Origin of the sequence: Sulfurimonas sp. NW9, from assembly GCF_051132275.1 — a bacterium.
Classification (GTDB): domain Bacteria; phylum Campylobacterota; class Campylobacteria; order Campylobacterales; family Sulfurimonadaceae; genus Sulfurimonas; species Sulfurimonas hydrogeniphila.
The window spans coordinates 2202942-2214927 of sequence record NZ_CP093236.1 but is presented as its reverse complement, the minus strand read 5'-3'; the positions used below and the strand labels follow the sequence as shown (position 1 = coordinate 2214927).

Annotated in this window: 11 protein-coding genes, 1 other RNA gene and 1 pseudogene; 6 read left to right on the top strand and 7 right to left on the bottom strand. The window is 36.6% G+C overall.

The annotated features are described in order from the left end of the window. Position 1: 1 nt before the first annotated feature. The 5 genes from MLC44_RS12500 to MLC44_RS12480 all read right to left on the bottom strand — a co-directional run bounded on the left by MLC44_RS12500 (position 2) and on the right by MLC44_RS12480 (position 3238). The gene (locus MLC44_RS12500; RefSeq protein WP_434657625.1) at positions 2 to 442 is read right to left on the bottom strand and encodes a sodium:solute symporter family transporter; all 441 of its coding nucleotides are present in this window, start codon (positions 440 to 442) and stop codon (positions 2 to 4) included. Further along, positions 435 to 2117, bottom strand: a complete 1683-nt coding sequence (locus MLC44_RS12495; protein WP_434657622.1) for a glycoside hydrolase family 3 N-terminal domain-containing protein — start codon at positions 2115 to 2117, stop codon at positions 435 to 437. Before MLC44_RS12495 ends, MLC44_RS12500 begins: the two co-directional genes overlap by 8 nt. A gap of 16 nt (positions 2118 to 2133) precedes the next feature. Beyond that, positions 2134 to 2679, bottom strand: a complete 546-nt coding sequence (locus MLC44_RS12490; protein ID WP_346389767.1) for a hypothetical protein — start codon at positions 2677 to 2679, stop codon at positions 2134 to 2136. A 196-nt stretch (positions 2680 to 2875) separates the two neighbouring features. Next, an RNA gene (ffs, locus tag MLC44_RS12485) (signal recognition particle sRNA small type) lies at positions 2876 to 2973 on the bottom strand. A gap of 28 nt (positions 2974 to 3001) precedes the next feature. Beyond that, a complete protein-coding gene (locus MLC44_RS12480; RefSeq protein WP_230973287.1) occupies positions 3002 to 3238 on the bottom strand; it encodes a hypothetical protein in 237 nt (78 codons plus the stop codon). A gap of 74 nt (positions 3239 to 3312) precedes the next feature. Here MLC44_RS12480 and rpmI point away from each other — a divergent pair, with 74 nt between their 5' ends. The 5 genes from rpmI to MLC44_RS12455 all read left to right on the top strand — a co-directional run bounded on the left by rpmI (position 3313) and on the right by MLC44_RS12455 (position 10105). Beyond that, positions 3313 to 3507, top strand: a complete 195-nt coding sequence (rpmI, locus tag MLC44_RS12475) for a 50S ribosomal protein L35 (protein ID WP_151899377.1) — start codon at positions 3313 to 3315, stop codon at positions 3505 to 3507. Positions 3508 to 3614: 107 nt separating this feature from the next. Then, a complete protein-coding gene (rplT, locus tag MLC44_RS12470; RefSeq protein ID WP_346389766.1) occupies positions 3615 to 3974 on the top strand; it encodes a 50S ribosomal protein L20 in 360 nt (119 codons plus the stop codon). Between the two features lie 223 nt (positions 3975 to 4197). Next, positions 4198 to 6471 (top strand): methyl-accepting chemotaxis protein, encoded by a 2274-nt coding sequence (locus MLC44_RS12465; protein ID WP_346389765.1) that lies wholly within the window; start codon positions 4198 to 4200, stop codon positions 6469 to 6471. 224 nt (positions 6472 to 6695) lie between these two features. Beyond that, on the top strand, positions 6696 to 9083 hold the full coding sequence (locus MLC44_RS12460) for an EAL domain-containing protein (RefSeq protein WP_434657619.1): 2388 nt from the start codon (positions 6696 to 6698) through the stop codon (positions 9081 to 9083). 2 nt (positions 9084 to 9085) lie between these two features. After that, positions 9086 to 10105: a GGDEF domain-containing protein gene (locus tag MLC44_RS12455; protein ID WP_434657617.1), complete on the top strand. Its 1020-nt coding sequence runs from the start codon at positions 9086 to 9088 to the stop codon at positions 10103 to 10105. Between the two features lie 7 nt (positions 10106 to 10112). Here the strand turns inward: MLC44_RS12455 and MLC44_RS12450 are convergent, their stop codons facing one another. Beyond that, positions 10113 to 11705, bottom strand: a complete 1593-nt coding sequence (locus MLC44_RS12450) for an EAL domain-containing protein (RefSeq protein ID WP_434658886.1) — start codon at positions 11703 to 11705, stop codon at positions 10113 to 10115. Here MLC44_RS12450 and MLC44_RS12445 point away from each other — a divergent pair. After that, entirely contained in the window at positions 11677 to 11829 is a 153-nt protein-coding gene (locus tag MLC44_RS12445; protein WP_434657615.1) for a hypothetical protein, read from the top strand. The two genes, MLC44_RS12450 and MLC44_RS12445, sit on opposite strands and share 29 nt — an antisense overlap. Before the next feature lie 5 nt (positions 11830 to 11834). On the opposite strand, the pseudogene MLC44_RS12440 reads toward MLC44_RS12445, so the two are convergent. Further along, positions 11835 to 11981, bottom strand: a pseudogene (locus MLC44_RS12440) (hypothetical protein); the annotation flags it as partial. Positions 11982 to 11986 lie beyond the last annotated feature (5 nt).

Genomic DNA, 11986 nt, shown 5'->3' with positions numbered 1-11986 from the left:
CTCACAGCCAGTGCGCCGATGTAGAGCCGTGCCCGCTCGCCATAATGCGTCCAAGCAAAAACATGATGCCTGCCTGCTTTTTGGCACGTTCGCCGTAGCGTGTTTGTAAAAGTTCATAGACGGTGACAACTTTGTATTTGTAAAATTTCGGGACAAAAACAAGGCTGATAAATACAACAGCCACCAGCGCAGAAAAATAAAACCCCAAAAAGGTAAAATCATGGACATAGGAAAATTCCGGAACACCCAAAAAGGTTGCAGCAGATTGGGAAGTTGCTACGATAGAGACAGCAACGGCGAGCATAGGCATGGTGTTTGCACTGACAAAATAATCCCTTGAGGAACTGATTTTGAATTGAGAAAAAAGGTAGGAACTGATGGCAAGTATAAGAAAATAAGAGGCAAAAACAAACCAGTCAAGAGAGGAAAAGCCGTTATTCATCCGCGCCTCTGAGGTGCAAAGTATGCAGCCCTTGTCTGACTTTATGCATAAACTCTGCTCCGGGATCTGCTTTTTGTGTTCTGTAGTGTGCATCACGCTCCAGCCAGAGGGAATTGTTTTGCATTTTTGTGTATTCGTAATGCCCGATGAGGTAGGTAATGTCAGGATATTGTTGTTTGAGATATTTTACAAGGGCAATGTTTGCACGTACCTGCGCATCTGTTAAATCCTCTTTTTTGTTTGCCTCACCGCCGACGTTTTCTATGCCGATACTTGAGTAGTTGAGTCCGATGACATGGCGTGCCATAATATCATCTGGCATCAGCTGGTAAATTGTTCCGTCTCGGTCCACCAAATAGTGTGCCGAGACATTCAAAGCAGAAGCTTTGGCTATATCTTTTCTGTCACTAAGAAGTTTTTGCGGGTAGAGTCTGGCAAAACTTTTGTTAAGATCCATAACGGCAGTCCAGTGCAGAACAATTATTTTTGGCTTTATTTTTATCTCCTTTACATGTAAGCCGTAATGTTTTTGAATATATGCCCGCGTTAATGCTTTACGCTCTTTCTCAAATATGACAGGCTTTTGTACAAGGCTGTTCTTGAAATGCAGATTTGTGATTCGTGCATTGGATTCTATAATTTTGCTGAGCGGAATCTTTTTATTTTTGACCTGTTTGAAAATAGTCTCAACTATCTCTTGCGTCGAATTGTGTGCAAGCTGATTGCCAAAGAGTAAAATATTCACTCCTGAATTAATGGCTAATGTCACGGCACTTTTGAGAGAATAATTTGCCGAAATTGCCTTCATCTGCATATCATCACTGATGATGATACCCTGAAAGTGCAATTTGTTTCGTAAAAGTTCTGTATTTATTTTATAAGAGAGTGTTGCCGGATATTTGTCATCCAAATGTGCATTAAAGACATGTGCAGTCATAATGGCATCAGCCTTATGGGCTTTGATGAGGATTTTATAAGGCTCCAGTTCTTTTTTGCTCCAGGTATTTGTGATGTCAACAAACCCTTTATGGGAATCTCCGAGTGAGGAACCGTGCCCGGGAAAATGTTTTAAAACAGAAAGGACATTGTGGCGTGTCTGGGCGTCTATCATTGTCTGTGCATATTTTGCAACCTCTTTGGGATCGCTTCCGTAAGAACGCTCCAAGCCTACTATGACTTTGTTGTCTGGGTTGGTGCTTAAATCGAGTACGGGGGCAAAATTTACATTGATACCACTGTTTTGGAGCATTTGAGCCTGAGCCTTGTAAATTTGCTGTGCTCTTTGTAAAGGCATACATGAAACGGCAGCAGCAGAGGGGATTTTGACAAAGCCGTATTGTGGTTTGAGCCTGCTGACCTTGCCGCCTTCCTGGTCGACGGCTATAAAAAGTGGTTTGTGTGCAAAATATTGTAAATGCCAGGTAAGTTTTTTCAGCTGATAGGGTGAGAGGATGTTTTTAACTCTTTGTTTGTCTGTATAAAACCGGTCAAAGAGAATCACACCGCCCAAATCATACTTTTGTATATCTGAAACTATTTGGGACGTCGGTTCTACATAACTTTCATCAAAGCCGACAATCAGCATGCGCCCTATCATTTTTTTGAGTTGCGTATCTGTAGGCACTGTGGCAGGAAGCGTTATGTAGAGACTTAAAAAAAGTAAAAAGATGCGCATTATAAGTAATCCTGATTTAGATATGCTTTTGCAATACTCTATTTATATCATGAATAACATTAAACAAAAGTGATTTTGTATTTTCTTTTGTAATGGTGTGTGGTGCAAAATGGTCACTGACGACCTTTAAAATATGAAATTTTTCAATGGCAGGATTATGAACAACCGCCTCATAAAAACCAAAACTTTCCATATCAACGGGTGTTTCGTGTTGTATTGCGGCTGCTTCGTCTTTACATGTAAGCGTATGTTTGTCAGAGCAAAAGGGATAAACGGTATTGTGATAGACTACAGTACCTATTTCTAAAAGTTCTCCGATTTTATGCTGCTTTGGTGCACCGCAGATACCGACATTGAGATAAATGTCTTCTTTTGTAATGTCAAAATTGTCAATCAGCGTCTGCGTCGCAAGTCTGGCATTGTCAACCCCGATACCGCTGATAATGAGTCTGATATCTGTGTTTGTAAAAAGTGTATAGTTTTGCAGTTTGTTTTTTTTGAGTCTGTATTTGTCAACGAAGGCCTGAGCTTCAGGTTTGAGAGCGGTTACTATGTAGAGCATAGTTTTTCTTTTTTATTTTTTAAGCCTAAACTATACAATAGGAATTTCTAAAATTTGTCTATGCTTGTGATGAAGGAGCGTTTAATAAAAATTTAAAGCTACCTAATTGGTAGTGTAAATTTTTAATGAATGTTACTTTGTTACAATGATAGATGAAGTTTTTAATTCTCTATTGTATAGTTTAGGCTTTAGGTGCCTCTCTCCAGATGGCTGCGGCACATAGCGTACTAAGGCGTGCTGCTGTATTCCTACCCTGACACATTACCTCAGTGCACCATTGCACAGGTCTAAAGAGAAGCGGTGAAATTATAGCAGATTTTTCTTAATCTTCTCTATATTTTGAAATGCCGCAGGGCTGATTTGGTGTTGGCGGGTGCTCTTTTAGGTAGGTTAAATCTTCTAAAGTCTGGTCAAGTACCCGTTTTTGCTGCAAAATCGGCAGCATCAGATTGTCTTTTTCATTGAGCGGAATACTCCAGTCGAGTAAAATCTTTTGTACTTCGTCATCGAGTTCTTTGAGGGCATTTTTTATATGTTTTATGGAATTATCTATCATCATGGCAGAAGTATAGCAAAATTTTAGAAAAGTTTGGGTATAATTGCACTTCCAAAATTTTACGAAAAGGATTATCGATGCCAAAAATGAAATCGGTAAAAGGCGCTGTAAAGCGTTTTAAAGTGAAGAAGAACGGTCAGATCAAACGCGGAACAGCGTTTAGAAGCCATATTCTTACAAAGCAGGATGCAAAAACTCGTCGTAAGCAACATGCTCCAAAAGTAGTTGCCAAGTCAGATGCAAAAAACATTAAGGAAATGATCGTTAGCTAGGCTAAGAGTATCATTAATCTCCAATTTTCAGTAATTGGGCAAGACCACCCGAGAGTGGCACCCTGACTACATGTAAAGTAGCTGGGTAAAGAAACAAAAGGAAAGATATGCCAAGAGTTAAAACAGGTGTTGTTCGCAGAAGAAGACACAAAAAAATATTAAAATTAGCGAAAGGTTTTTACAGCGGTCGCCGTAAACACTTCAGAAAAGCTAAAGAACAGATAGAACGCTCATTAATGTACGCGTTCCGTGACAGAAAGCAGAAAAAACGTGAATTCCGTAAACTATGGATTATCCGTATCAATGCTGCATGTCGTTTAAACGGGATGAACTACTCAACTTTTATGAACGGACTTCACAAGTCTGGTATCGAACTTGATCGTAAAATTCTTGCTGATATGGCAATGAACGATGCGGCTGCATTTACTGCAGTTGTTGAAGCTTCTAAAGCTGCATTGGCAAAATAACCTTCTATTTCAAAAGCCTTCAGGGCTTTTGTTATTACTTACATATTACTTACAATCTTCTCTACGCTATATTTCAAATCTTAAGTCAGTATAATAAAATATTATATTTTTAAACACTCTGAGTTTTTAATATTGATTACACTTATCAGATACTGTTTAATTTTATTGTATATTGAATTTTTTTTTGATATAATCTTTAACTGTAAAAAAAAAGGATTATTTTATGACAATCAAAACAAAATTAGTATCTGTTGTTATAGCGGTTATTATTGTATTGGCATCAGCTATTACCTACGTATCTATTACAAAGTCCAAAGAGGCTATAGATAAGAGTGAATTTGATAAGCTTAGCAGTGTAGAGGTGTCTAAGCATGGGGAAATTGCAAATTATTTTGATTATCTTGGTGGTCTTCTTACTTCTTTGGCAGGGCAAGAAGGAACAAAAGAAGCTTTTGTTTCTTTAGATAATGGTTTTTATAAGCTTGAAAATGAACTGCACCTGGATATAGAAAAAGTAAAAGCTACATTAAAGAAAAATTATAAAAATGAGTATTTGAATGCAGTAAATTATAATGTGCCAAATGCAGCAAAACCCAAACCGCTAGAAGAGTATTTACCGCGTGAAGATGATGCATTGGTTGCACAATATATTTTTATTGTAAAAAATCCTGCGAAATTGGGTGAAAAAAATAAAATGGCTTTTAATCCAAAATATGACAGCAGTTATATGCGCGCCCATAAAAAATACCATACTTCTTTTGATAAGTTTTTAAATTCTTTTAGCCTGTATGATATCTTTTTGGTAAATATGAGAGGAGATGTTGTTTATACAGATTTTAAAGAAAAAGATTTCGCGACAAATCTCAAAAAGGGTGTTTATGCAGATACAGGGCTTGCTAAAGCGTACAAAAAAGCCTTAAGGATGAAAGAAGGTGAAATTGCATTTGATGATTTTTCTCCTTATGAGCCAAGTTACAATTCTCCGGCATCTTTCATAGCAACACCAATTTTTATAAATGGTACCAAAAAAGGTGTCTTGATTTTTCAAATGCCTGTGGATGTTATAAATTCTATTATGCGTTTTAATGATGATTTTGAAAAAGCAGGGTTAGGAAAAAGTGGGGAGTGTTATCTCGTTGGCAGTGATTATTATATGCGAAGTAATTCCAGGTTTCAAAAAGAGATAAAAGATAAAGTAGTACAGGAATTAGGGACTACGATAGGAGTATGGAAAGTAAAAACGCCTTCAACTGAGGCAGTAATAACTGGAGAACGCAAACGCGGGCAATGGATTATAAAAGATTACAGAGGTATTTCGGTTCTTAGCGTTTACGAAGAATTAAGTATTTTTAATGGACAGGGAAAATGGGTAGTTGTGGCTGAGATTGATGAAGCAGAAGCCTTTGCCCCTGCCTACAAGTTAAGAAATTATCTTTTAATTATATCTTTAATTATCATTATTATCTCTGTTGGAATATTACTGTTTATGATCTATAAAATTATTATCAATCCTTTAAATAAAATTGTGCAATATATTCAGCATATATCCAATGGTGAAAATATTGATTTGACAAAAGAGTTGAAAATGAAAGGGGATGATGAAGTTTCGATTATTGCACAAAACCTTTCTCGTGTTATGTCACAGTTAAGAGATTTACTCTCTGAGGTTAAAGTAACATCAGAAGAAAATGCTTCAATTTCACAAGAACTTTCACAAAGGGCTATAAGTGTGGGCAAAAATGTTGAGAGTTCAGTGGCAATAGTAAAAGAAACAACATCAAATGCAAAAGAGATACAAAATGAAATAGCTACGGCAATCACAGAGGCTCAAGAATCGAAAAATGATATTATAAATGCAAATGAAAATTTAGAAATGGCGAAAAACAATATTATTTCTTTAGCATCAAAAATTCAAACAACAGCAGAATCTGAGTCAGATTTAGCACAAAATATGGAGACTCTTTCTCATGATGCGAGTGAAGTGAAAAATGTATTAACTATTATTTCTGATATAGCAGATCAGACAAACTTGCTTGCTTTAAATGCTGCTATAGAAGCAGCACGAGCGGGTGAACATGGACGTGGATTCGCTGTTGTAGCTGATGAAGTCAGAAAACTAGCAGAGAGAACTCAAAAAACACTCTCTGAAATTAATGCTACAATAAATGTTGTTGTCCAGTCTATAATTGATGCTTCAAATAAGATGATTTCCAATTCTGATGAAATTCAGGAGTTGGTAACAATCGCTCAAGATGTGGAAGAAAGAATTAATTCTACTGTCACGACTGTGAATAAGGCGGTGGATGCAAGTGATAGAACGGTTAAAGATTTCGAAGATACAGGTAGAAATGTAGGTGAAATTGTAGGAAAAGTCGAAGAAATTAATGAAATATCATCAACAAATGCGCACAGTGTGGAAGAAATAGCTGCTGCGGCAGAACATCTTAATGTAATGACAGATGAACTTAATATGAAATTAACAACTTTTAAAATTTAATAGAAAAATTGTGAGACCGTTTAAAGTTCTGTGTTAATCTTCCAGGTCCATTTGGGCCTGATTCTCAAAATCACTTCTTTCAACTCTTTTTTATTAAATTTATCTTAGAATGCACAACCTTGTGTTTTTTGGATACGGATTATGACATTACTAGAAAAGCGGAAACGCTGTTTAGCTGTATTTTTTGCAATAAAGATGAAAACAATCCATAGAGCATGCAACAAATGATTGAAAACAGTAAAGCAGAAATTTTGCCAAAATTTGTAGAACAGGAATTTGAAAATCTGATAGGTACCATACAGGATAATTTAAAAATCCTTAAATTTGTACTCAACAGTGTGCCGATAGGTATTTTTATATATCAGCCCAATATTGTCTATGCAAACAACTACACACTGCAGCATTTTAAAATAGACGCAAAAGAGCTTTTTTCCTATACTCCAGAGATGCTCCTTGACAAAAGTACCCCGCAGCATGTTCGCAAAGACCTCATAAGCAAAGATACCGGTATCAAAAACTACGAACTGAGATTAAATGTAAAAGGTGTCATTTTAGATGTTATTGCCGTTTCGCAGACTATTGTCTACAAAGGCAAACCGGCAGGTATTATCTGGTTTATAGACAATACAAAGTTTAAAGAGATAAAAGAAGAGTTTTCTGAGTTGCTGCACTATTTGCCGATTGTGGCCTATAAAGTACGTATATTTAAAGACAAAAGTTTTCAGGTAACTGTTTCAAAGGCTATAAAAAAGTTAACAGGTTTTACTTCTAAAGAAGCAGAATCAAATTTATTTTGGTGGCAGGAACATATTTATGAAGCAGACAGAGACAGAATGCTCAAAGCGCAGAAGGCTCTTGTTGCAAACAAGTATATGCAACACCAGTACCGAATAGTATGCAAAGACGGCTCTTATATCTGGATTGATGACAGGCTTGTAAATCTGAATCACGGTGATATGATTCTAGATATTTTAGGTTTTTGGAATGAAATAACCGTACTGAAACTCCATGAATTTGCAAATCAGGCAATAGCTGAAATCAATCAACATTTTATTACACAAAGCGATGAAGAACGGATCCTGTTTTGTATATGCAAACATTTTGTTGAGAGTGAATTTTGTGAGCAGGTTGTTTTAACACGAAAGTCAGGAAAGAAATACCGTTATCCCGAGAATGATATAAAAGATTTTGTCATGCAAAAACATCTGAAAGTTGCTTATGCAGAAGAAGTTTTAAAAATTGTTTTTTATTTTCAAGCCAAAATAACAAAACCGGAAGTTTTTGAGGGTATTTTAAATATGTTTAAAAACAATGTGGAAACCGGGCTGAAGGCTCTTAGGGATGCAAGAAAACTGAATTATCTGACCTACCATGAGTTTCTTTGCGATTATCCTAATGATAACGCGCTTAGAAAAAAACTAAAAAAGTATAAAGAGCCTTTTGCTCTGCTGATTATCAATATACGTTCTTTTTCAAATATTAACCTTCTGTATGGCTTTTCATTTGGAAATAAAGTACTTTGTGCGGTGGCGGATATAATGAAAGAGAGTTTGGCAGTCACCGACTCTGTTTATCATCTTGCAGGTGATAAATTTTGTCTTTTTATTAAAGATGTGAACCAGCTCAAAAAAATTGCCAAGAAAATAGCCAACCAGTGTGCACATAGTATTTTTGTCAAGCAAAGGCACATTCCCGTCAGTTGCAGATTCGGCATAGCAAAATACCCTCAAGACAGCGAAAACAGCTTAGAAGTAAGAGATTTAGCGATGACGGCACTCTCTTATGCAAGCAAACACAAACAAGAGATAGCAGTATATGAGCCTAAAATGAAAGAGACGTTAAGTACATACATTGAGACGGAAACAGTACTCATTGATGCAATAGAAAATAATGCCTTTGTGCTGCATTATCAGCCTGTAACAGATGTAAAAACAGAAAAAATTCTGCACTGTGAAGCACTTATCAGGCTTAAAGATAAAAACAATAAGCAGATAGTGCCGGAGTATATGATACATGTCGCAGAAGAGCTTGGGCTTATTAAAAAAATCACAAAGATTGTTATAACAAATGTTGCAAAGCAGCAGCAGATCTGGCAAAAAAAAGGTTTGCATGTAACGGTTGCTGTCAATATTTCTTCTTATGATGTAGAGAGTGAAGAATTTCTGGATTTTTTTGAAGAGACCATGACAAAGTATGGCCTGAACAATAAGAGTATAGCAATTGAAATTACAGAAAGAACAGCGGTACAAAATTATGCGGCAGCAGAAAAATTTTTGCAGGTTATGAAACAGCTTGGCATATCTGTAGAGATTGATGATTTTGGAATAGCACACTCTTCACTGTCTCAAATAACGCAAATGGAATTTGATACACTTAAAATAGACAAGTCTTTTATTGATAAAATTATACAAAGCGACAAAGAGCGAGAAATTGTAAAGATTATAATTGAGATGGCAAAGGTTTTAAATGTTACAACTTTGGCAGAAGGTGTTGAGAGCAAAGAGCAACTTGAATGGCTTAAAAAGAATGGCTGTGATATGATACAGGGGTATTATATTTCCAAACCGTTGAGTGCTCAAGATTTTGAAGCATATTTTTCTTTAAGGGGCTAAGATTGAATACAGATCTGCAAAAACAGTATGTTCACAATGAATATATACAGACCTATTTTCGTCTTTTTTTTATTGCTGTATCGGTTATTGCCATTACGTATTATACTTTTGTTGAGCATGCGCTTAGTGTTGAAGTCTATAAGTATATTATGCTGTTTCCTGTTTTGATGCTGAGTTTAATTGCCGTATATATGTTTATAGTTTACAAATATCCCTATTTTCTCCAGAACCAACGAATTGTTTTTATGAGCTTTGTTGAAACAACAGCAACTGGTTATGTTATGTACCTGACAGGACCGCTTTCGGCATATTTTCCTGCTTTGCTGTTATGGTTTTGTATAGGGTACGGAGTACGGTATGGAGAAAAGATAGGATTTGTCACCTATGGTATAGTTTTAATTACCTGGCTTGTTCTGCTCAACACCAGCCCATTTTGGATACAAAACAGAGCACTCGGTTTTGGCTGGTTTATTGCTTATCTGGTTATTCCTCTGTATTTTTTCAAATTGCTGCAAAAACTTCATAGCGATGTGAAAACATTCAACTACAAAGCGACACATGATCCCTTGACAGGTCTTCCAAACAGATTTTTATTTGACGAAGTTTTATATCAATATTTAAAAGGCAAAAACTTTGCGTTGATATTTGTAGATTTGGACGGCTTTAAAGAGATAAATGACTCTTTTGGACACCTCACCGGCGATAAAGTTTTAGTGGAAGCATCCAAAAGAATAGAGCAGATAACTGATTTTACCTCTCGTTTGGGCGGAGATGAATTTGTTTGTATTGTGACATATGAGACAAAAAATGAATTAAAAGACCGATTAGACAAACTTGTTGCAAATCTTCAAAAAAATTGTCCAAATGAGCATATAAATCTTTCTGCAAGTATAGGTGTTTCACTTTATCCGAATGATTCTTTGTCTGCACATGAATTAAAGAAGAAAGCAGATGCGGCAATGTACAAAGCCAAGGAATCCGGAAAAAACAGATATTTTTTATACAGTGAGCTTGCCAGTTAAAAAATATTTACAGAATCTTTTCAGAGAATCTTTCAATAATCTCTTTACATGTAACCGGTCGTGAAAAAAGATAACCCTGTCCAAAATCACAGTTTGCTTCAGCCAGAAACTCTTCCTGATCCTGTGTTTCGATGCCTTCGGCAACTATCATATATTCGAGTGTTTTTGAAAGCGCTATAATTGCTTCGATGATGACATTGTCCGAACTGCCGTTGGCTATGTCATCGACAAAAGATTTGTCTATTTTAATGGTATCGGTGGGGAGTTGTTTGAGATAGGACATAGAGGAGTACCCTGTACCGAAGTCATCGATTGAAATTTTAAATCCATAGTTTCTGAAGTTTTGCAAAATATTCAAATTGGCAACGGTGTGTTCCATTATGAAGCGTTCAGTGATTTCAATCTCTATCTCATGCGGTTGGACATTGTGTCTTGCCGCTATGGCTAAAAAAGTTTCCAAAAGATTGGCTTCTTTAAACTGCAAACTGGAGACATTGATAGCAATGTAGTGTATGTGAATGTTTGCTTCTTTCATTTGCTTAAATGCTTTGCAGGACTCTTCAAAGACGAAGTACCCAAGTGGGATAATCGTACCGTTTTCTTCGGCGACAGGAATAAATTTGTCAGGGGCAACATTGCCAAGTTTTGGATTTTTCCATCGGACAAGAGCTTCAACAGAGTGGATGGTTTTTGTTTTGAGTCTGTATTGTGGTTGAAAAACCATAAAAAGTTCATTGTTTTGCAAAGCGTTACGAAGTGCCATGTCAATGTCGAGTCTGTGCTGTATGTTGCGTGAAAGTTCTTGTGTGTAGTAGCGGAAGTTGTTTTTTCCTGACTCTTTGGCAAGATACATCGCACTGTCGGCATGTTTTATGAGTGTCTGGGAATCTTCTCCGTTTTGCGGATAAACGGCTATACCGATACTTGCCGTAGTGATAAGCGAGTGCTCATTTACATGTATGGGTTCTTCAAGGTTTTTTATAATGTTTTGAGCGACTATTGCCGCATCGCTTGCAAGTGTCAGGTTTTCCAAAATTATAACAAATTCGTCACCGCCCCAACGGGAAATAAAGTCACTTTCTCTGAGTGTCGTTTTCAGTCTTGAAGCAACAGTTTTTAAAACTTCATCTCCTATGTCATGCCCGAGTGTATCATTAATGACTTTAAAACGGTCCAGGTCTATAAACAATACAGCTAAAATATCCTTGTTTCTTTTGCTTATTATGAGTGCATGTTGCAAATACTCTTCAAAGTTGACACGATTGGAAAGTCCTGTGAGCGCATCATGATAGGCAAGATAATCCGCTTTTGCCTGTGAAGTCTCTATCTCTCTGAGGTCGGTCTGCACTGCAGTATAGTTGAGAACATCGCCTTTGGAGTTTGTGATTTTTTTAATTGTTGACCAAAGAGGAATCAGTTCACCGTTTTTGGTTTTATTGACAAATTTTCCTTTCCATATACCGTGTTCTATCAGTTGATTCCAAAGATCTTTGTAAAAACTTGTATCCTGTACTCCCGAGTGTAAAAATTTAAGACTTTTCCCTTTGACCTCAGTAAGGGTATACCCGTATATGTTTGTAAAAGCACTGTTAATGGAAATAATCCTTCCCTCTGCGTCTGTTATGATGATGGATTCTTCTGTATTTTCAAAAACACTGGCTGCCTGGGCGAGTTGCTGGTTTTTTTCTATATACTCTGTGATGTCAAGTTTTAAGGCAATGTAGTTGACGAGCTTGCCTTGAAGAAAAATCGGAACGATGGAAGCCTTTTCGTATAAAAGAGAGCCGTCTTTTCGTTTGTTGATAAACTGTCCCTCCCATTTTTCCCCTTTGGCAAGTTTTGCATTGAGTTCTTCATAGAGAGCCGGGTCCTGAATATCTG

Coding starts and splice junctions, on each gene's coding strand:
- MLC44_RS12500 (WP_434657625.1), bottom strand. CDS start 442: ATGAATAACGGCTTTTCCTCTCTTGACTGGTTTGTTTTTGCCTCTTAT.
- MLC44_RS12495 (WP_434657622.1), bottom strand. CDS start 2,117: ATGCGCATCTTTTTACTTTTTTTAAGTCTCTACATAACGCTTCCTGCC.
- MLC44_RS12490 (WP_346389767.1), bottom strand. CDS start 2,679: ATGCTCTACATAGTAACCGCTCTCAAACCTGAAGCTCAGGCCTTCGTT.
- MLC44_RS12480 (WP_230973287.1), bottom strand. CDS start 3,238: ATGATGATAGATAATTCCATAAAACATATAAAAAATGCCCTCAAAGAA.
- rpmI (WP_151899377.1), top strand. CDS start 3,313: ATGCCAAAAATGAAATCGGTAAAAGGCGCTGTAAAGCGTTTTAAAGTG.
- rplT (WP_346389766.1), top strand. CDS start 3,615: ATGCCAAGAGTTAAAACAGGTGTTGTTCGCAGAAGAAGACACAAAAAA.
- MLC44_RS12465 (WP_346389765.1), top strand. CDS start 4,198: ATGACAATCAAAACAAAATTAGTATCTGTTGTTATAGCGGTTATTATT.
- MLC44_RS12460 (WP_434657619.1), top strand. CDS start 6,696: ATGATTGAAAACAGTAAAGCAGAAATTTTGCCAAAATTTGTAGAACAG.
- MLC44_RS12445 (WP_434657615.1), top strand. CDS start 11,677: ATGTTTGTAAAAGCACTGTTAATGGAAATAATCCTTCCCTCTGCGTCT.